The organism is Crossiella sp. S99.2, from assembly GCF_023094165.1.
GTDB lineage: Bacteria > Actinomycetota > Actinomycetes > Mycobacteriales > Pseudonocardiaceae > Crossiella.
On the sequence record NZ_JALMDK010000003.1, the window covers coordinates 712870 to 733678 of the forward strand.

12 protein-coding genes are annotated in these 20809 nt (G+C 71.5%); all 12 read right to left on the reverse strand.

Annotated features, from left to right (window positions below; genetic code table 11):
- Nucleotides 1–11: 11 nt before the first annotated feature.
- Complete coding sequence (gene menC, locus MZC64_RS14570) at nucleotides 12–1118, reverse strand: o-succinylbenzoate synthase (RefSeq protein WP_247756643.1); 1107 nt, start codon at nucleotides 1116–1118, stop codon at nucleotides 12–14.
- The gene (locus tag MZC64_RS14575; protein WP_247756642.1) at nucleotides 1115–1924 is read right to left on the reverse strand and encodes a GNAT family N-acetyltransferase; all 810 of its coding nucleotides are present in this window, start codon (nucleotides 1922–1924) and stop codon (nucleotides 1115–1117) included. Before MZC64_RS14575 ends, menC begins: the two co-directional genes overlap by 4 nt.
- Nucleotides 1925–5245 carry a serine hydrolase gene (locus MZC64_RS14580; RefSeq protein WP_247756641.1) on the reverse strand — a complete coding sequence of 1107 codons (3321 nt, stop codon included), beginning with the start codon at nucleotides 5243–5245 and terminating at the stop codon, nucleotides 1925–1927.
- Nucleotides 5246–5262: 17 nt separating this feature from the next.
- Nucleotides 5263–6297 (reverse strand): dipeptidase, encoded by a 1035-nt coding sequence (locus tag MZC64_RS14585; protein ID WP_247756640.1) that lies wholly within the window; start codon nucleotides 6295–6297, stop codon nucleotides 5263–5265.
- Entirely contained in the window at nucleotides 6294–7073 is a 780-nt protein-coding gene (locus MZC64_RS14590; RefSeq protein ID WP_374205725.1) for an ABC transporter ATP-binding protein, read from the reverse strand. Before MZC64_RS14590 ends, MZC64_RS14585 begins: the two co-directional genes overlap by 4 nt.
- Nucleotides 7070–8980 carry a dipeptide/oligopeptide/nickel ABC transporter permease/ATP-binding protein gene (locus MZC64_RS14595; protein ID WP_374205726.1) on the reverse strand — a complete coding sequence of 637 codons (1911 nt, stop codon included), beginning with the start codon at nucleotides 8978–8980 and terminating at the stop codon, nucleotides 7070–7072. The genes MZC64_RS14590 and MZC64_RS14595 overlap by 4 nt, the downstream gene beginning before the upstream one ends.
- Complete coding sequence (locus MZC64_RS14600; protein ID WP_247756638.1) at nucleotides 8980–9972, reverse strand: ABC transporter permease; 993 nt, start codon at nucleotides 9970–9972, stop codon at nucleotides 8980–8982. Before MZC64_RS14600 ends, MZC64_RS14595 begins: the two co-directional genes overlap by 1 nt.
- Nucleotides 9973–9997: 25 nt before the next feature.
- Complete coding sequence (locus MZC64_RS14605; RefSeq protein WP_247756637.1) at nucleotides 9998–11587, reverse strand: ABC transporter substrate-binding protein; 1590 nt, start codon at nucleotides 11585–11587, stop codon at nucleotides 9998–10000.
- Nucleotides 11588–11613: 26 nt separating this feature from the next.
- Nucleotides 11614–12501, reverse strand: a complete 888-nt coding sequence (locus MZC64_RS14610; protein WP_247756636.1) for a serine hydrolase — start codon at nucleotides 12499–12501, stop codon at nucleotides 11614–11616.
- On the reverse strand, nucleotides 12498–13889 hold the full coding sequence (locus MZC64_RS14615) for a serine hydrolase (protein WP_247756635.1): 1392 nt from the start codon (nucleotides 13887–13889) through the stop codon (nucleotides 12498–12500). Before MZC64_RS14615 ends, MZC64_RS14610 begins: the two co-directional genes overlap by 4 nt.
- A gap of 126 nt (nucleotides 13890–14015) precedes the next feature.
- The gene (locus MZC64_RS14620) at nucleotides 14016–14975 is read right to left on the reverse strand and encodes a hypothetical protein (RefSeq protein WP_247756634.1); all 960 of its coding nucleotides are present in this window, start codon (nucleotides 14973–14975) and stop codon (nucleotides 14016–14018) included.
- Between the two features lie 90 nt (nucleotides 14976–15065).
- Entirely contained in the window at nucleotides 15066–20549 is a 5484-nt protein-coding gene (locus MZC64_RS14625) for a biotin carboxylase N-terminal domain-containing protein (RefSeq protein ID WP_247756633.1), read from the reverse strand.
- Between the last annotated feature and the right edge of the window lie 260 nt (nucleotides 20550–20809).

The following is a 20809-nucleotide window of genomic DNA, read 5'->3' on the forward strand; positions in this document are numbered from 1 at the left end:
CGCCATCTCCGCTACAAAGGAACCCACTCGGTCCCGACGGTGACCGCCGCGAGGGCGTCCGGGATCGGGGTGACGCCGAGGCCCGGTCCGCTGGGGACACTGAGGTGCCCGTCCTGGAGCACGAACGGTTCGGTGATGTCGGTGCGGTAGTAGCGGTCGGAGGCCGAGGTGTCGCCGGGCAGGGTGAATCCGGGCAGCGCGGCCAGCGCCACGTTCGCGGCCCGGCCCAGTCCGGTTTCCAGCATGCCGCCGCGCCACACCGCGATCCCGTGCGCCGCGCAGAGGTCGTGGATCCGGCGGGCCTCCAGGTAGCCGCCGACCCTGGCGGGTTTGATGTTGACGATCTGGCAGGCGCCCAGGGTGATCGCGTCCGCGGCGGTCTGCGCGGAGGTGATCGACTCGTCCAGGCAGACCGGGGTGCGGATGAGCTTGGCCAGGTGGGCGTGCGCGAGGATCTGTTCCTCGGGCAGTGGTTGTTCGATCAGCAGCAGGTCGAATGGGTCCAGCCGGGCCAGGTGGCGGGCGTCGGCGAGGGTGTAGGCGGTGTTGGCGTCGACCTGGAGCGGGAATTCGTCGCCGAAGTGCTCGCGGACCGCCCGCACCGGCTCGACGTCCCAGCCGGGTTCGATCTTGAGTTTGATCCGCCGGTAGCCCTGGTCCAGGTAGCCGCCAACCGCCTCCAGGAGTTCCGGGATGGAGTCCATGATGCCCACCGACACTCCGCAGGGCACCCGGTCCCGCACCGCGCCCAGTTCCCGGGACAGCGGCACTCCCCTGGCGCGCAGCTCGGCGTCCAGGACGGCCATTTCCAGTGCTCCCTTGGCCATCCGGTGCCCGTGGTACTTGGCCAGGGCGGGTGCGACCGCGGTGGCGTCCAGGTGTTCGCGGCGGGCCAGGGCGGGGAGCAGGAACTGGCGGAGCACGTCCACGCAGCCGTCGAGGTATTCCGGCGAGTACACCGGATCAACCATCGCCGGGCATTCGCCCCAGCCTTCGGCCTCGTCGGTGACCACGCGCAGCAGCAGGGTCGAGCGCGTGGTCTGGGTGCCGAAGGAGGTGCGGAACGGGGCGACCAGGGGCAGTTCGATCCGCCGCAGTTCCACGCCGAGGAGTTTCACGATTCCGCGTTCCTTTCCACTACGTACCAGCCTGTTCGATCGAATCCGGTAACTCGGGCGCCTTCGGCGAGCAGCCCGCCGAGCACCTCGCGCACGGCCAGTCGCCACTGCGCCGCGGCCACCGGATCGGCCACCCGCAACGCCTCGATGTCCGCGGGCACCGCGACCAGCACGGTCCGGCGGCCGGAGTCGTTGCCGCGCAACGGCATCCCACAGTCGGAGATGCCGAGCCCGATGGCCGCACCGGTGGTGTCGACCTGCCGCCGGCGCCCGGCACTGGCCGCGATGACCGCGGGGTCGGTCAGCCGCCAGCGCACCAGCAGCCGGTCGCTGGCCCCGGTGCCGTTGAGGTCATCGCGCAGGTGGCCGTAGAAGTCGGGCAGGTACTCGGCCACGCCCGCGGCGAGTTTGCCCAGGTTGAAGTAGGCGTTGCGGCGGACCAGCGGGTCGAAGGTCCAGCACACCTCGGTGATCCCGTGCCGCAACGCCCAGGCCCGCTGATCCAGTTTGAGCGCGTATCCCACGTCGCGGCCACGCTGGTGCGCCGCCACCCCGGCGATGTGGCTGTGCAGCGAGCGTTCGGCGGGCGGGGAGCAGAACCCGGCGCAGGCGCCGACCAGCTCCCCTCCGTCGAAGGCGCCCGCGACGTAGCCGCCCGACTTGGTCAGCGCCCGCAGCAGTTCGGCGGTGATCGGCGGGTGCTGCCCGGCCGCGGGCCGCCAGATCTGCTCGTACAACCGTTGGACGGCAAGGAGTTCGCCGAAGTCGTCGAGCTGCCGGATGGCGAACCCGGTTGATGTGTCCACTTAGGACACCTTGGGAGTGGCCCGCACGCCGAGGTGCACGTACGGCTCACCGGTGGGCAGCGCGTAGAAGGTCACCGACATCCACGCCTTGGCTCCCGGCATCCGGCAGACGAACAGCGAATCGGTGATCGGCGTCAGGTCGAACTCCCGCGGTGGTTCCGGGGCCAGCTCGGCCATCGGCCCGGTGATCGTCATCCGCAGCCGCAGTCCCGTATCGCCCTCGAACACCTCGATCAGCTGGCCTGCCCGCTCGTACCGGCCGAGGTGCCGGGCGGCGTTGACCACCGGCGGTTCCGGCGCGGGTTCCAGCGGTGCGGGCATGGTGATTCCGGCCAGTTCGGCGAAGATCTCCCGGTACAGCGCCAGGAACAGGTCCCTGGTCTGGCCGCCGTTGGTGAGCAGGGTGACCGCGATGCCGGCCTCGGGCAGCACTCGCAGGAACGCGGACTGGCCGATGGTGTTGCCGTCGTGGCCGATCAGCCGGTGCCCGTCCCAGCCGAACCGGATCCAGCCCAGGCCCCAGGAATCGCCGAGCACGTGCGGGTCCGGCACCTCGGTCTGCTTGTCGGTCATGGCCAGCGCGGACTCGGCGGAGAGCACCCGGGTGCCGTCGGCGGCGAGCCCCCCGGACAGGTGCATGCGGGCGAAAGTGAGCACATCGGCGGTGCTGGCGAAGATCAGCCCGGCCGGTCCGCAGGACCGCGGCAGCGTCCAGGCCGGGGCGGGCTTGGCCTCGCCTTCGCCGACGTGGCCGACCGCGGCCCGGTACAGCAGGGCTTCCTCGGGCAGGGTGCCGGTGTGGGTCAGGCCGAGTGGCTCGATCAGCTGCTCGCGCAGGGCCGCGTCCCAGGTCAGCCCAGTCAGTTTCTCGATCACCCGGCCGGCCAGGATGAAGCCGGAGTTGCAGTAGGAGAAGGTCACGCCCAGCGGATGGTTGTGCTTGACCTCGGCGAGCAGATCGACATAGCGCGCAAGGCATTCGTCGCCGCGGCCGGTGTCGGTGAACACGTCGCCGTCGATGCCGCTGGTGTGGCTGAGCAGATGCCGCATGGTGACCTTGCCGGCCGCGATCGGATCGGCCAGCCGCAATTCGGGCAGCACGTCGGCAATGGGCGCGTCCAGGTCCAGATTGCCCTCATCGACCAGGCGCAGCACCTGGGTGGCGGTCCACACCTTGCTGATCGAGCCGATCTGGAACACCGAATCGTCGGTGACCGGCACGCCGGTGGCGGTGCTGAGCACGCCGTGACTGGCCTGGACCACCTCGGCGGCGCCGTCCAGCCGCAGGATGCCCAGTCCAGCACCGGGAACGCCGTATTCCTTACACAGTGCGGACAGTCGCCGCTGCCAGTGCGCGGCGTCGATCGGCGCGCGCCGCGGCCGGCCGGGTTCGACCGCGTACTGGCGGACCCAGTCGGCCACCCGCTGGTTGAAATCGGCCCGGTGACTGGGTTTCCCGTTGAGGATGAACAGGTGGTCGCCGCCGGGGTAGCGCACCAGCCGGGTCGGCACGCCCTGTTCGCGCAACGCGGTGAACCACTGTTCGGCCTGGCCCACCGGGCAGCGATCGTCCGCCTCACCGTGCAGGATCAGCGTTGGGGTGCGCACCTGGCCGACCTTGGTCAGCGGCGACATCGGCCCGACTTCGGCCGTGCTGCCCAGTTCCAGTTCGGTGAGGTAGTGCGCGGCGTCGGAGGTCCCGGCCATGCTGGTGAGGTCGCTGACCACGCCGCCGGCGACCGCGGCGGCGAAACGCGGGTCCCGGCTGGTCAGGTAGCAGGTCATGAAGCCGCCGTAGCTGTACCCGGTGACGGCCAGCCGCCGCGGGTCGGCGATGCCCTCGGCGACCAGATCGTCCAGTGGTTCCAGGAAATCACGCGCGTCGTCCACGCCCCAGGCGCCGAGCGCGGCGGTGTAGAAGGCTTCGCCGTAGCCGTCGCTGGCGCGCGGGTTGAGCAGCAGCACCGCCCAGCCCTGGGCGACCAGGACCTGGTGGTAGAGGTGCACTGGGTCGGCCGCGCCGTTCCAGGCGTTGTGCGGGCCGCCGTGGATGTCCAGCAGCAGTGGCAGCGGGCCGGTGCGGTCGGGGTCGCGCAGCAGCCAGCCGTGCACGACCACGCCGTCGGAGATGGTGAACTCGCGTTCCTCACGCAGGAACAGCTCGGCCGCGGACTCGCTGTGCCCGGTGCGGACCGCGAGTTCGCCGGTGGCCAGGTTGAGCACGGCGATCTCGGCGTAGGAGGAACGGGTGCCGAGCACGACGGCCGCGATATCGCCGCTGACCGACAGTCCGGACACCGTCTGCTCACCGCCGATCAGCAGCCGCGGGGCGCCACCGTCCACGCCGACGGCGTAGAGGTGGGTGTAGCCGCGGTCCCTGGCGCAGAACAGCACCGTCTGGCCCTCGTCGATCAGGGTCGGCGTGCCGCCGGGGTAGCCGGGCAGGCCGGCCATCACGTTGCGGTCCAAGGGCGCGGACAGGTCGTGCACGTCGCCGCCGAGGTCCACCCGGAGCAGGTTCTGGTGGCCGGCGGAGGTGTCGTCGCGGCCGGTCACCAGCAGTGCCGCGCCGTCGGCGGTCCAGCTCACCGTGCCCGCGACGCCGGTGGGCAGTCCGGCCAATTCCGGTTGCGCGCCAGGCTGATCAGCGGCCAGCACGTGCACCGGGGTGCGGAAGCTGAGGTCGGCGTCGACGTCCTGGGCGGCGGCGAAGGCCAGCCGGGCGCCGTCCGGGGACCAGGCCACGCTGCTCGCGTGCCAGTCGCCCGTGCTGAGCTGCCGGACTTCCTTGGTGGCCAGGTCGAGGACATGCAGGTGGCTGCGGTAGGTGCGCAGCAGTCCGGTGCCGTCGGCCTTGTACCCCAGGCGATCGGACACCACCGGGGCGGTGCCGCGGGCGGTGCGGGCGGCCTCGTCCTCGCCGTCGGTGGCGGCCAGGTCCACCGCGGTGCTGAAGGCCAGCGCGCCGCCATCCGGTCGCCACACCGGGGCGCCCGCGCCCAGTGGCAGCGTGGTGAGCTGTTCGGGTTCGCCGCCGTCGGCGGGCAGCAGCCAGAGCTGGGCCGGTCCGTCCTGGGCACGCAGGAAGGCGATCCGGGTGCCGTCCGGGGACCAGGCGGGTGACCCGTCGGCGGTGCCTCTGGTGAGCTGCCGGGGTTCGCCGCCCGCGACCGGGACCGTCCACAGTGTACGGATATCGCGGTCAGCGGCCCGGTCGGTGGTGCGCAGCACGTAGACGATCCGGGTGCCGTCCGGGGAGACCGCGGGCTGTTCCGGCAGCGCGAACCCGTACAGGTCCTCGATGGTGACTCGCTTGCTCATGGTGCGACAGCTCCTCGTCAGTGGGTGGGGCGGCCGAGTTGGGCGCGGAACAGGGCCAGCACGTTGCCGCCCAGCACTTTCACGATGTCGTCCTCGGCCCAGCCGCGGGCCAGCAGCGCCTCGGTGACCAGCGGCAGTCCGGCCGGGCCTTCCAGGCCGGGCAGGAACTGGTCGGTGGGCACGCCTTCGACCTCGGCCGCCTCGCAGCAGGGCATGACGACGTCGGCGAGGACCTCCTTGACGAAGTCCGGTCCCAGGCCCACCTTGTCCACGCCCATGACTCCGGCGATGTGCTCGATGTGGTCGATCAGCCGGTCGATCCGGTAGTCGGTCTCGTGCAGGAAGGGTGCGAAGAAGTTCACGCACACCACGCCCCCGTTGGCGGCGATGGCCCGGAGCTGCTCGTCGGTGAGGTTGCGGTGGTGATCGCGCAGGGCGCGGGCGCTGGAGTGGGTGGCGATCACCGGGCGGGTGGACAGTTCCAGCACGTGGTCCACGCCCGCCGCGCCGAGGTGGCTGACGTCGAAGAGCATGCCGAGCCGTTCCATCTCGGCCACCGCGGCGATCCCGGCCCTGGTGAGTTTGCTGCCGGTGTGGTCCTCGCCGCTGCCGTCGGCCAGCGCGGTGCGGCCGAAGTGCGCCAGCGAGGCGATCCGCACGCCAAGGCGGGACAGGGTTTCCAGCAGTTCGACGTCCTCGCCGATGCCCGGCGCGCTCTCCAGGGCAAGCACCAGCGCGATCCGGTCCGCGCCCAGGGCGTGGTCGATGTCGTTGCCGTCACAGCACAACTCGACCGCGTCCGGGTTGCCCTCGGCGATGCGGTGCGCGGCCTCGATCATGCGCAGGGTCTGCCGCAGCGCGCCCTCGGGCCGGTACAGGTCGTCGATGAACACCGGCAGCACCTGCAGGTTCACCCCGCCCTGGCGCAGTTGCGGCAGCCACTGCTCGCGGAAGTAGGGCGACCAGCGCTCGACCGGGCGGCCGACGACCGAGCAGAGCAGGTCGTTGTGCGTGTCCGCGACCACGCTGCGCCGGTGCAGGTCTTCGGTCATCGGGTTGCCTCCTCGGCGAACAGCCTGGTGTGCCGGGACGGTGCGGCGGCCAGCAGTTCGCGGGTGTAGGGGTGTTGGGGGTCGTCGAGAACCTGTTGCGCCGGACCGGTTTCCACGATGCGGCCGTGCCGCATCACCGCGATCCGGTCGCTGAGATAGCGCACCACGGCGAGGTTGTGCGAGATGAACAGCATGGTGAGGCCCAGCTCGCGGTGCAGGGCGCGGACCAGGTTGAGCACCGCGCCCTGCACCGAGACGTCCAGCGCGGAGGTGATCTCATCGGCGATGATCACCTTGGGCTGTCCGGCCAGTGCCCTGGCCAGGGCGACCCGCTGCCGCTGCCCGCCGGAGAGCCGGGCGGGCAGCATCGCGGCGCGCCCGGGGTCCAGGTTCACCAGTTCCAGCAATCGGGCCACCTCGGCCTGCCGACCGGCTTTGCCGCCGTGCGCGCCCTTGGGCATGGCCTCCATGATGGACTCGCCAATGCGCATCCGCGGGTCGAGGGAGGAGTACGGATCCTGGAACACCATCTGCAACCGGCGCTCCCGCGGTCGTAACCGCCGGATGTCCTGGCCGTCCAGGCGGACCTGCCCGCCGCTGACCGGGACGAGGCCGGCCGCGGTGCCGGCCAGGGTGGACTTGCCCGAGCCCGATTCGCCGACCAGGCCGAGGATCTCACCCGGCGCCACGGTCAGGCTGACCTCGTCCACCGCGCGCAGTCCGGCCTGCCTGCTCCCGTAGTGCACGCTGACCCGGTCGAACTCCAGCTCACTCATTCGGTCCCTCCCCCGCTGACGTTAGCCGGTGCACGTCCGTCTACTTCGGACTCTTCGGGGTGCCAGCAGCCCAGGCGATTTCCGCTGCCTAGCTGGACCAACGCGGGTTCCTCGGTGCGGCACTGCTCGTCGGCACTGGCACAACGCTGCGCGAACGGGCAGCCCTCCGGGAGATCCCCGGGTTCGGGCGGGCGGCCGGGGATGACGGCCAAAGGTGCGTCCCGGTCGGTGTCCAGATCGGGCACCGCGGCCAGCAGCGCCCTGGTGTAGGGGTGCCGGGCCGCGGTGAACAACTCGGCGGCGGGCAGGTCCTCCACGATCCGTCCGGCGTACATCACCAGCACCCGGTTGCAGGTCTGCGCGACCACGGTGATGTCGTGGCTGATCAACAGGATCGCCGCGTCATGCTCGGCCCGGATCCGGGCCAGCAGCCGCAGGACTTCCCGTTGCACGGTGACGTCCAGCGCGGTGGTCGGCTCGTCCGCGATGACCAGGGCCGGTTCGCCCATCAGTCCCATCGCGATCATCGCGCGCTGCCGCATGCCGCCGGAGAACTCGTGCGGGTACTGCCTGGCCCGCTTGGCCGCGTCCGGGATGCGCACCGAGTCCAACCGGTCCACCGCCCGTTCCAGCGCGGCCCGCCGGGACTGCCCGTGGTGCTGTTCGGCGACCTCGGCGAGCTGCCTGCCGATCCGCTGAGTGGGGTTGAAGGAGGTCATCGGGTCCTGGAACACCATGGCCAGGGAGGTGCCCAGCAACGGCCGCAACTCGCGTTCGGAGCGGGTCAGCAGTGGCGTGCCACGAAAGTCCAGGCGGTCGGCGGTGACCACGCCAGGGGACTCGATCAGCCGGGAGACGGCCAGCGCGGTCAGGCTCTTGCCCGAACCGGACTCGCCGACCACCCCGATCATCTCTCCACTGTGGACGGTGAACCGCAACCCGCGCACCGGCATGACCCATCCGGCCGGACCAGGGAAGGACACTCGCAGGTTGTCCACCGCGAGCACCCCGTCCGAAGCCGGCCCGACACTGTCCACAGTGGACTTCTTGGGTGGCACGGCCTTGTGGTCCAAGCGTTCCCGGCCACCGGCCGCCGCGGCGGCGGCCTCGCCGAACAGGTTGAACGCCAGCCCCGCGATGATCACCGCGAGGGCCGGGCCGAGGGCCGACCATGGGCTCAGGTAGATCCGGTTGAGCCCCTCGCCGAGCAGCCTGCCCCAGTCGTAGGCCGGGGCCTGCACACCGATGCCCAGGAAAGACAGTCCGGCGAAGGCGGTGAGCACCGAGCCGGCCGCGATGGTCGCGTTGATCACCAGCGGTTCGGCGATGTTGGGCAGCACGTGCCGCACCAGGATCCGCAGCCTGCCCACCCCGGACACCCGCGCCGCCGCGATGTAGCCGCGTCCACTCACCGAGGCGGTCAGGGTGTGCGTGAGCCGGGCAAAACTGGGCGCCACCGCGAAACCAATGGCCAGCACCGCGCCCACGGTGCCGATGCCGAAGATCACCGCGAAGAACAGCGCCAGCAGCAGCCCGGGAAAAGCCACCGCGATGTTCACCGCCGAGGTGACCAGGCGGCCGGCCCAGGGTGGCAGGACCGTGGGCGCCGCGCCGAGGATCACGCCGGTGAGCACGCCGAGCAGGGTGGCCAGCACGGCCAGGCCCAGGGACAGCCGGGTGGCGACCAGGACCCGGTGGAAGATGTCCCGGCCCAGCGTGTCCGTGCCGAACAGGTGACTCGCCGAGGCCCCTTCCTGCAGGGCGTTGGTGTCCACCGCGGCGGCCCGCTCGGCCCACAGCATCGGCGCGAACACCGCTGTGGCCACCAGCAGGACCAGCAGCGCGGCCGAGGTCGCGCCGACCGGGGTGCGCAGCGCCGCCAGGGCGCCGGATCTACCCGCGCGCATCATGCCTCCCGGATCTCGGAACGGGGATCAAGCAACGCCAACAGCGCGTCCACCAGCAGGTTCACCAGCAGCACGCCCGCGCCGTAGACCAGCACGATGGCCTGCACCGCCGGGTAGTCCTGCTGCTGGATCGAGCTGACGATGGTCGAACCCAGGCCGGGCCAGGCGAAGACGTTCTCCACCAGCACGGTCCCGGCGACCAGGGCGGGCAGCAGCATCCCGGCCAGGGTGAGACTGGCGGTGAGCGCGTTGGGCAGCGCGTGCCGCAGGTAGATCAGCCTGGCGGGCAACCGTTTCGCCCGCGCGGTGCGGATGAAGTCGTTGCCCAGCACCGAGAGCAGCTCGACCCGGACGATCCGGGCCAGCACCGCCGCCGGACCGACCGCCATGGCCAGCACCGGCAGCACCGTCGACCCGGCCTGCTCCCGGCCGGCCACCGGCAGCCACTCCAGCTGCACCGCGAACAGGCTCATCAGGCCCACCGCGAGCAGGAACTCCGGGATGGCGGCCAGGAACACGCTGGTGGTGGTGAAGCCGAGTTCGGCGCCCCGGCGGCGGCCGCCCTTGGTGCACACCGCCATCAGCACGCCCACCGGCACCGCCACCACCAGCACCACCAGGAAGGCCAGCACCGCGAGTTCGACGGTGGCGGGCAGCCGGTCGGTGATCAGTTCGGACACCGGCAGGCCGCTGAGCATCGAGGTGCCGAACTCACCGCGGAACAGGTTGCCGAGGTAGTGCCAGTACTGCACCGGCAGTGGCTGGTCCAGGCCGAGCGCGGCGCGGCGGGCGGCGACCAGTTCCGGTGAGGCGGTCAGGCCCAGCGCCGCGCGCACCGGGTCGCCGGGGACCAGGTGGATCATCAGGAAGGCGGCGGTGATCACCACCCACAGCGAGAGCAGGAAGCGCGGCACCCGCCGCCGGGCGAAGGCCAGCCACGGGCCGCCCCGCCGCCGCCCGGCGGCCACGGGAACCGTTGTCGCACTGGTCATCGGACTCCGCCTCTCCGGTCGCGGTTCATCCGGCGAACATCCGGATCGAGGTCGGTTCGATGCCCTCGGCGAGGTAGAACTCGGCGCCCTTCATGAAGGTGGGCCGCACCGAATCGAAGTAGGGCACCATGTCCAGGGACTTCACCAGCGCCGCCTCGGCCCGTTCCCACAGCGCGCAACCGCTGGCGCCGGGCTGGGCCGCGGCCTGCCGGGAGAGATCGGTGAACTCCTTGTTGTCCAGGTGCCCGTAGTTCACGCCCTGCGGTGGCCGGGTGCCGGAGAAGAACGGGAGCAGCTGGCTGGGCAGGGTGAAGGTCAGTGGTGCCATGGACACCTCCCAGTCCCCGGTGCTGAACAGGGCCTGGTTCATTCCGGCGGCGTCCACCGGCTGGATCTGCACCCGCGCGCCGACGGCCTGCCAGCGTTGCTGCATCAGTTCCGCCGCGGCGGCCAGCGTCGGGCCGAGCACGGTGGGCTGGATCACCTTGATGGCCAACGGTTTCCCGTTCTTGCTGCGGATCCCGTCCGGTCCGGCCGGCCAGCCCGCGGCGTCCAGGGCCTTGGCGGCCGCGGCCGGGTCGGGGGCTGGCAGGTTGCCGGTGACGTTGTCCCCGGTGCACGGCCGTCCGTCGTAGGTGACCACGCCGCGGGAGGGTTTGCCCGCGCCGTTGGTGAGCACCTTGCCGATCTCGTTGAGGTCCACGGCCTGGATCAGGGCCCGGCGCACCGCCGGATCCTGACCGGGATGCCCGGCGGCCTGGTTGAAGGAGAGCATCCCGATCGGCACCTTCTGGTCGGCGTGCGCGAGTTTGAGCGCGGTCAGCCGCTGCTGGTCGGGGCCGAGCACGGTGGCCGCGTTGATCTGCCCGGACGCCAACAGGTTCGCCGCGGTGGCCTCGTTCGGGATCACCCGGAAGATGATCTTGTCCGGCAGTCCTGGCTGGTTCGGCGGCCAGTCCCCCGGTCCCCAGGCGAAGTCCTTGCGGCGGGTGAGGGTGTAGTGGTCGTTGGGCACGATCTCCGACAGCACGTACATGCCCGAGCCCTGTTCGCCCTTGGCCAGCCTGGACCGGTCGGCCAGTCCCTTGCCGCAGACGATCGGCAGGGTGCCGATGTTGTTGAGCAGGAAGGCATCCGGCCTGCCACTGGTCACCGTCACCGTGCCGGTGGCCGGGTCCGCGGTGGCCGTGGTGCCGGGCATCACCTGGAGTCCGATCAGCGGCGAGTTGTTCTTCGGATCGCCGATGTGCGCGATGTTGGCGGCCACGTCCTGCGCGGTCAGCGGCGCGCCATCGGAGCAGGTGATGCCGGGACGCAGGGTGAACTTGGCGGTCTTGGTGTCGGCCTCCCACTTGGCCGCGAGGCCGGTGAGGAACTCGCCGCGCGGCCCGAGGGTGATCAGCCTGCTGTAGAGGAAGGCGCCCACGCCGCGGGCCACCGCCAGCGAGGTGATCGCGGGGTCCAGGGTGCCCGGCTCCACCGCGATGGCGATGGTGAAGGTCTTGCCCTCGGCCAGTTTCCGGTTCCCTGCGGTCGAATCACCCGGCGCGCCGCAGCCGGCGGCCCCGAGGGCGGCGATGCCGAGCACGGCGATCGCGGTGCGCACTGATCTCATTGTCTTCTCCCGGACTGGGTCGGGTGTCAACCGGCGCGGAGGTGGTCGACGGCGAGCCGGGCGGCCCGGCCGATCGAGGCGTCCACCGCGGGCAACCGCTCGTCGAGGGTGTGCGCGCGGGTGAACACGGCGACCGCGTAGCGGCGCCCGTCCGGGTAGGTGATCACCCCGGCTTCGTTGCGGACCGCGGGCAGCGTGCCGGTTTTGGCCGCCAGCTTGACCTCAGAGGCGAACCCGGAGGTGAGCCGGTGCGGCCAGATCTGCTCCGCCATGATCTTCCGGACCCGCTCGCAGGCTTCCGGGGGTCCGGCGTGATCGGTCCACACCGCGTCCAGCAGCGCGGTGATCTCCCGCGGGATGGAGGAGGTGGTCCGCTCGGGGTCCACAATGGACAGTTTCCAGACCAGTTCCGGTGGGAGCTGGGCAAATCCCTGCTCCAGGTCCAGGCCGTCCATGTCCAGTTCGGCGTACGCCGAGTCGAACAGGCCCTGGCAGTCGCCGATCAGCCGGGTGCGCCGCAGGTCCAGATCACTGAGCACGGCGTCGATCGCGGCCTGGCCGACCCGCTGATAGATCACGTCGGTGGCCGCGTTGTCACTCATGATCATCATGAACCGGGCCAGGTCCCGCCAGCTCATCTCGACGTCGTCCGCACTGCCCGCGGTGCCGATCCCGCCGATCCGGTACCGCGCGGTGACCACGGTCCGCTCGGTCTCATCTAGGCGTCCGGCCGCGACCTCCCTGGCGTAGGCCACCGCCACCGGAATCTTGAACACCGAGGCCAGCACCACCGGTTCGTCCGCGCCGACCGAGACCTCCGCCCCACCGGCCACCCCGACCTCGCGGGCGTGCACGAAGCCCCGGGCGCCCGCCGCGGTGAACACCTCGGTGATCCGCTCGACGATGTCGCTCATGCCGACACCCGCCGATCCGCCCGGGTGGTGTGCAGGAACTTCGCCCGCCCCTGCCCGTCATCCCCGACAAACGCGTGCGGCAGGTACCCGCCGATGGCCGGTTCGGCCACCAGGAACACATCCCGCTGCCAGGGCAACAGCTCCTTCCGCTGCTCCCCACGGCCCTGCATTTCCGCGATCAGCCCCTTGGGCGTCATGGTCAGCCACAGCCGCCCGTCCGCGTCCTGGCTCACCACCCGGTCCACCACCGAGGAGGAGTACTTGCCCAGGTACCGCGCCGCCTCGACCGGGGCCGGGGCCGGATCGGGTTCGGGCAGCCCTGGCAGCTCCACCCCGGTGAGGTCGCGCACCAGCCGGGTCACGATGTTCTCGGCCAGCCCCAACGGATTGCCCCCGTTGGTCAGCAACGCCACCGCGACCCCGTGCTCCGGCGCCAGCCGCAGGAACGCGGACTGCCCGATGGTCCCACCGTCGTGTCCAATGACTGTCCCTTGTGGACGGTGGAAAAGTTCCCAGCCCAGCCCCCAGGAATCACCCACCACCCGCAGCTCCGGCAACTCCACCTGCACCGCCCGCATCGCCCGCGCGCTCACCGCCGAGAGCACCCGGGCGCCATCGGCCGCGAGGCCGTCGGCGAGGTGCATCCGGGCGAAGGCGATCAGGTCCCTGGCGGTCATCGCCAGCATCGACCCGGCCGGACCGTTGGAGCGCAACATGCCCCACACCGGCGCGACCCGTTGCGGCCGCGCCGGATCCGGCCGCAGGTGCCCGACCGCGACCCGGTGCAGGATTGCCTCGTACGGCCCGGCCGCGGCGTGCGTCAGCCCCAGCGGCTGGAACAGGTGCTCCCGCAGGCAGTCCTCCCAGCACTTCCCGCGCAGCACCTCCACGATCCGCCCGAGCACCGAGTACCCGGCGTTGTTGTACCCGAACAACTCCCCCGGCTCGAAGACCTGCGCGACGTCCCGGAGCTGGTCCACGTACTTCGCCACGCAGTCGTCCCCGCGCCCGGTGTCGGTCATGATGTCGCCCTCGAAGCCCGCCGTGTGGCTGAGCAACTGCCGCACCGTGATCCGCGCCGCCGCGGTCTCCGCCGCCAGCCGGAACTCCGGCAGGTAGGTCCGCACCGGCGCGTCCAGCTCCACCAGCCCGTCATCCACCAGTTGCAGGACCAGCGTCGCCGTCCACACCTTGGTGATCGACCCGATCTGGAACACCGAATCCGTGGTCGCCCCGACCCCGGTGTTCTGGTTCAGCACCCCGGCCGCGGCCTCGACCACCGCGTCCCCGGCCAGCACCGCCACACTCGCCGCCGGCACCTCGTGCGCGACCAGCAGTTCCGGCAGCCGCTCCCGCAGCCAGCCGTCGATCTCCGCAAGCTTCGACATCCGCGCCCTTCGCCCTTCGCCCTGACGTGACCTGGATCACGACCAACGCTAGGCACGGGCGGAGGCGGGCACCTCGTGGCAGCGGACGAATCTGGGACGCGGAATCCGTCGGCGCGAACGAACGGGCTACCCCGCGATCCACCTGGCGAACTTCCGCACCGCCTCCACCACCGTCTCCGGCTCCGGCGGCGCGGGCGGGAACAACGCCAGGATCTCCGCGTCCGTCACCACCCGAGCCCGCGACGCCGCCTCCCGCAGCACGCCCCGATCCACCCCAAGCCCCCCACGCACCGCCGCCCGCACGCCGTCCCGCCGGTACTCATGCCAGTCCTCCCCCCGCCGGTACTCCAGACCGGGCTGTTCCACGACACACTCCCGCAGCGGCCCGCCGGGTCTGGTCTGGGTGGCGCAGGAACCGGGATCCCAGCTCGTGCTGCCGATGATCGAGACGCGGTGCTCGGGCCGGTTCGCCGCCGGGTCGACGGGCGTGAGTTGCCAGCCGCGGTCGCCCAGGGTCCGGTGGTAGCCGGGGAGATCGGTGATCGCCAGTTCGGCGCGAGTGTGGCGGGCGGCGGCCAGTCGGCGGTCGGGCTCGCTCAGCTCCGGGCTGGCGGCCGCGAGGATGTGCAGGAAGCCGTAGGCGATGGCCAGGGTCAGCGCGAGGAACCCGAGCGACAGGTACCAGCGGCGCAACAGCATTCCGGCCACCAGGGCGAAGGGCACCCCGCCCAGCAGCAGGCCGGTGCGGCCGGCGCTCAGCACGCCCTCGCTGACCGTGACGCTGAGCCACCAGCCCAGCCCGCCCACGCCGCCGACCAGCACCGACCAGCAGATCCGGCCGGCTCTGGTGTCGGTCAGCGCGGAGGCGGCGGGGGTCAGCGTGGCCATCAGGTAGAGCAGCGCGATCCCGGCCGGGATCACCACCAGGCCCACCAGCGCACCCGCGGGGCCGAGCACCAGCACGCTGGCCACCACCACGGACAGGCCGAAGATCACGCCCACCGCGCCCACCACACCCGCGGTGAGCACCTGCACGAGTGCGTGGGCGAGCAGGCGCCGGGTGGTCACGACCGTGGTCTCGGGCACCCCGAGAACTTGGCACATCGACCGTCGTCGGGGAAATCCGCAAAGCTACGCACCGGCAGCCGACCGCGCGGTCGGCTGCCGGGACGGGGTTCAGCGCTTCATGCCGTGTTCGATGGCCTCGATGATCCGCGGCCGCAGTTCGGCGGCGCTGATGATCGCGTCCACCGAGCCGACCTCGACCGCGCGCTGGATGCTGTGCACCCGGTCGAACTCCGCCGCTACCTCGCCGAGCTTCTCCGCCCGGACCGAGGAGCGCACCTCGGCCAGCTGGGTGGTCAGCCCGGCCCGTTCGGCGCCACTGGCCGCCGAGACCAGCGCCTGCAACTCGACTACCCGCGGGTCGGTGGCGGTGCGGTTGTTGACCTCGCCGGAGAACACCACGGCCGCCGCCGGCGCGCCGCCGAGCACGGAGGCGAAGGAGCCCTCCAGGGCGAGCACGGTCATGTTCGGGTTGAGCGCCTTGGAGAAGACCACGAACGCGCCGCCGTGGTAGCGGGAGATCACGCAGAACACGATCGGGCCCTCGAAGTTGACGATCGCCCGGCCGATCTCCGCGCCGTACTCCAGCTGCAGCTTGCGCATGGACTCCGGCGAGCCGTCGAAGCCGGACAGGTTCGCCAGCACCACCAGCGGCCGGTTGCCCGAGGCGGAGTTGATCGCCCGCGCGGTCTTCTTGGACGAGCGCGGGAACAGGGTGCCCGCGGTGTAGGTGTCCGGGCCGTCGGTGGGCGGGAAACCGCGGCGCGGCACCGACTTGGACTCGATGCCGATCAGGCAGACCGGCCAGCCGCCGATGTGCACGTCCTGCACCGCCGAGGTGTCCGCGTCGGCCATGCCCGCCCAGCGCTCCAGCACCGGGTGGTCCTGGTCGGAGAGCGCCCGCATCACGGTGCGGATGTCGAACGGCTTCTTGCGGTCCGGGTTGTGCGTGCTGGAGAAGATCTCCCCGACGGTCTTGAACTCGCTGTCCACGATCGCGTGCGGGTACGGCGTGACGTCCCGGTTGGCCGGGTCGCCGGTGACCGCCCGGCGCGGCGCGGTCTCGCCCGGCACCACATAGGTGTGGTCGTAGTGCCCCATCAGCACATCGCGCGCGCCGGGCAGGTTCGGCGCCCAGTACTGCGCCTGGCCGTTGGGCCCCATCACCCGGTCGTAGCCGCCGATGCCGAAGTTGTCCTCGGCCGAGACGCCACCGGAGAAGTCCAGCGACTGCTTGCCGGTGAGCACCATCGCCGAATCCGGCGTCATCACCAGGATGCCCTTGGTGTGCATGAGCATGGTGGCTTCGGCGTTCCAGTACGGCTGTGCGCCCACGGTGATCCCGGCGACCACGATGTTGATCTCGCCACCGGCCTGGGTGAACTCCACGATCCGCTTGAGCGCGGCGGCCACCCAGTCCATGTTCTCGGTGCCCGAGGTCATCGAGATCCGCGCACCGGCCGACAGCGCGAACCATTCGAGGGGGACCTGCATCCGCTCGGCCAGGTCCAGCGCGGCGATGATCCGCGAGCACTCCGGTTCCGAGAGCGCGCCGAGTGCCTTGGTCGGGTCGCCCAGCAGCAGCACCCGGGTCACGCCCTCGGGCACCCGCTCGGTCGGCGTGCGCACCACACCGGCCACCAGCGCCGCGGAGTTCTTGCCCTTGGGCCGCTCCACCGGGACCAGCACGCCCTGCTCGTCCAGGTCGTGCTCGACGAAGGCGCCAGTGGGCCCGGCGAGCAGGTCGGTCAGCTCGTACGGGTAGGTGTTGCCGCGGCGGGCCGCGCGCAGCACCTTCTGCCGGTAGTCATCCAGCGGCCGCACCGGTTCGGTGTCCGGCTCGCCCACGTGCAGCCGCGCGCCGTTGCCAGGGTCCAGGGTGATCCGCACCGAGACCTCGGTCAGCTCGCCGCTGGACTTGCGGCGGCGGGCCAGGAACTGGACCTCCTCCAGCCCGGCGCCGGTCGCGGTCGGCAGGATCCGCTGCACCAGCTGGTTCAGCTCGTCGGTGGCCAGCTCGGTGGAGGGCCAGACGTACATCATGATCCGGTTGGTGTCGAAGCGCTTGTTCTGCGGGCGCTGCGCCTGGATGTTGCGGATCGCGCCCAGGCAGGCGTTGACGCCGTCCTCCACCGCGGGCAGCGCGACCAGGCGGCCCTCGGACTCGCGCAGCGGGGTGAGGTCGCGGATCTGGCCCATCGCGATCAGCCGCTCGTCGGCCGGGTTGCTCTTGGCCACCGCCTTGAACAGGTAGATCTCCTCATCGGCCGAGGGCAGCCGGGTGAGGTCGAACTCACGCAGCCGCTCCAGCTGCAGCCGCTGGGCGATCTGCGGGTGCAGTCCGCGGATCAGCCGGTCCTCGGCGAACCCGTCGGCCTCGGGGCGGAAGGTGAAGTGGTGGTGCATGACCGCGCCGCTGGTGCCGGCCACCGTGGTGGTGATCCGGCGGACCGCGACCGGCGGCGGGTGCGCGGCGAGCAGTTCGCCCAGCCGCACCGCCATCGCGTCCGCGTCCGGCTGGTCCTCCCAGGTGACGTAGAGGTCGGCGACCAGCGCGTGCTCGGCCACCCCGTTGGCGAATCCGCCGAGGGCGGCGATGGCCTCGGGCAGCGCGGCGATGTCCACCGCGGTGGTGACCAGCCGGGCCGCGCCGTCGTCCCCGGTGTGCTCGGCGGTGACGAACCGGCAGCCCGCGGTGTCGGTGGCGGTGACCTCGGACAGGCCGCGGTTGCCGTAGTAGCGGCGGGTCAGGACTTCCAGCAGTGGCGCGTGATCGCGGCCGGGGCGGCCGATGCGCTGGCCGATCAGCCGGACCAGCGGTTCGGAGCAGGCGACCATGGCCTGGATCCGCTCGGCGCGGTCGGCGGCGTCCGGGTTGCGGTCCAGGTGGCGCAGTTCGTCCCGGATCTCGGCGTAGACCTTGGCCCTGGTGCGGCGCAGCAGCGGCTGGGCGTACCAGCGGAACACCACGCCGCGGGCCAGGTCGGACACCGCGGGGAAGCGCACCTGGGTGGCCTGCACCAGGTGTTCCAGCGCCAGGCCGGAACTTTCCCGCAGCGATTCCAGCGGCGCGGCGCCTGCCAGCCACTGGCGCAGCAGTTCGGAGACGATCGCGACGTCGACCGACATCCGTTGCTGGGCAAGGAAGATCCGGAAGACCGCGGCCTCCAGCTCCGGGGTGCGGTCCAGGTCGGTGACGCCGTAGTGGCCGAGCACCCGGCGCAAGTTGGCCTGGAAGTCCTCGGTGACCCCGGCCCGTTCCACGTCCAGGCTTTGCAGGTAGCTGTGGAAGTACTCGCGCGGGCTGTGCACCGGGCTGTGCGGTTCGACCTCGAGTTCGTTGCCCGGCTTGTTGCGGCTCAGCTCGGAGAGGTCGGCGAAGACGGTGAGCAGGTCCAGCTCGCCGGGCAGCGGCCTGCTGCCCAGTTCGGCGCGGGCGGCCAGGTAGTCGGCCAGCACCCGGCCGTTGTCGTGCGGGTCGACGTCGAAGCCCAGCAGCAGGCTGCGCAGGTCCTGCAGGCCGCGCTCGGCCCGGTGTGCCGCGGAAACCCCGGAGCGCTCGGTGGGCAGGTCGATCTCGACCGTGCCGGTCTCCTCGGCGGCGGCTTCCTCGGCGCCTTCCTCGGCGAGCGGCTCCAGGCGCAGCAGCGGGGTGCCGGTCTCGACCTGGCTGCCCACCGACACCGGGCATTCGCGGACCCTGGCCCGGAACGGCGCGCGCAGCACCATTTCCATCTTCATGCTTTCCAGCACCAGGATCGGCGCGCCGGACTCGACCTCGTCACCGGCGGCCAGGGGGGTGGCGACCACCAGCGCGGGGGCGGGGGCGCGGACCACGCCGCCCTCGTCGCGGCTGATCCGGTGCGTGACACCGTCGACCTCGACCAGGTGGATCGGGCCGTGGGTGGCCGAGACCAGCCGGAACCGGCGGCCGTTGACCACGATCTGGCCGAAGTGCTCGTCGAAGCGCTCCACCTCGATCTCGGCGGTGTGCACGTCGCCGCCGCCGGAGATGCCGGCGCGGAAGCGGTTCGGGCCGGTGCGGGCCACCGAGACCCGGTAGCCGACGCCACGCAGCTTGAGGTCCAGGGGGCGACCGGCCTCGTGCTGGACCTGCGGGCGGCCGCCGTGCGCGGTGGAGAGCAGCCGCTGGCGGCCGACCTCTTCTTCGTCCAGGTATGCCTCGATGGCGGCGGCGGCCAGTGCGATGGCGGAGTGCCGGTGGTTGACCAGGCGGCCCTGCGCGCGCACCCGGTCGATCCAGCCGGTGTCCGCGCTGGCGTCGATCACCTCGGGCTGGTCGAGCAGGTCGAGCACGAAGCTCTTGTTGGTCGCGCCGCCCTCGATGATCACCGTGGTCTCGGCCATGGCCCGGCGCAACCGGCCGAGGGCCTGCTCGCGGTCCTGGCCGTAGGCGATGATCTTGGCGATCATCGAGTCGAAGTCACCGGGGATGGTGTCGCCCTCGCTGACGCCGGTGTCCACCCGGATGCCGGGTCCGGCGGGCAGCACCAGGCGGGCGATCCGGCCGGGGGCGGGGGCGAAGTCGCGGTCCGGGTCCTCGGCGTTGAGCCGGGCCTCCACCGCGTGGCCGAGTTCGGCGGGCTGCTCGCCTTCGAGCTTGCCGCCACCGGCCACGTGCAGCTGGAGGCGGACCAGGTCGGTGCCGGTGGTGATCTCGGTGATCGGGTGCTCGACCTGGAGCCGGGTGTTGACCTCCAGGAAGGCGAACAGCTTCTCGCCGGGGTGGTAGAGGAACTCCACCGTGCAGGCGCCGCGGTAGCCCACCCGCACGGCCAGCCGCTCGGCGGAGGCCTTCAGTTCGGCGGTCTGTGCCGGGGACAGCAGCGGGGAGGCGGACTCCTCGATGATCTTCTGGTTGCGCCGCTGCACCGAGCAGTCGCGCACACCCAGCGCCCAGGCGGTCTCCCCGTCGGAGATGACCTGGACCTCCACGTGCCGCGCCCCGGTGACCAGGCGTTCCAGGAACACCACGCCGGAACCGAAGGAGCGCAACGCTTCCTGGCTGGTGCGCTCGTAGGCCTCGGCCAGATCCTCACCGGAGGCGACCATCCGGATACCGCGCCCACCGCCGCCCGCGGTGGCCTTGAGCATCAGCGGGTAGCCGATCTCGTCCCCGGCGCGCAGCGCGTCTTCCAGGGTGGCGACCTCGCCGCGGCTCCACGGCGCGACCGGCACGCCGACCTCCTCAGCGATCAGCTTCGCGCCGATCTTGTCGCCGAGTTTGCGCATGGCCTCGGCGCTGGGGCCGACGAAGGTGACGCCGACCTTCGCACAGAGTTCGGCGAAGGCCGGGTCCTCGGCGACGAAGCCCCAGCCGACCCAGGCGGCGTCCGCGCCGGACTCGACCAGCGCGCGCTCCAGCACGGCCAGGTCGAGGTAGGGGCGGTTCGCGGCCGGGCCGAGCGGGTAGGTGAGATCGGCCTCCCGGACGAAGGTCGCGTTGCGGTCGGCGTCGGTGTAGAGCGCGACCGTCTCGATCCGCTTCCCGGTTTCCGCCGAGAGATCCCGGACGGCGTGGATGAGCCGCATCGCGGCCTCTCCACGGTTGACGATGGCGACACGACTGAACACCGGCAGAGCCTCCCAAATACGCGCGTGCGGAAGGCGACGTCCGGGTCCCGGAGCGTCGCCTGCACCGAGTACATACCCTGCTGGATCCGAGTCGCGCGAACCTATGTCCCGGATCGCGCATGCCGGGGCCGTCGCTTTGTAGGGAACCTACAAAGGGTGGGCTGCCTTACACCACCCCTACCCCGATTCGCACCAGATCTGCCACAAAGCGGAAGTGAACAAGACTGCCGGTTGTCCGGTTCGGGGCCCAGCCGGCCGCG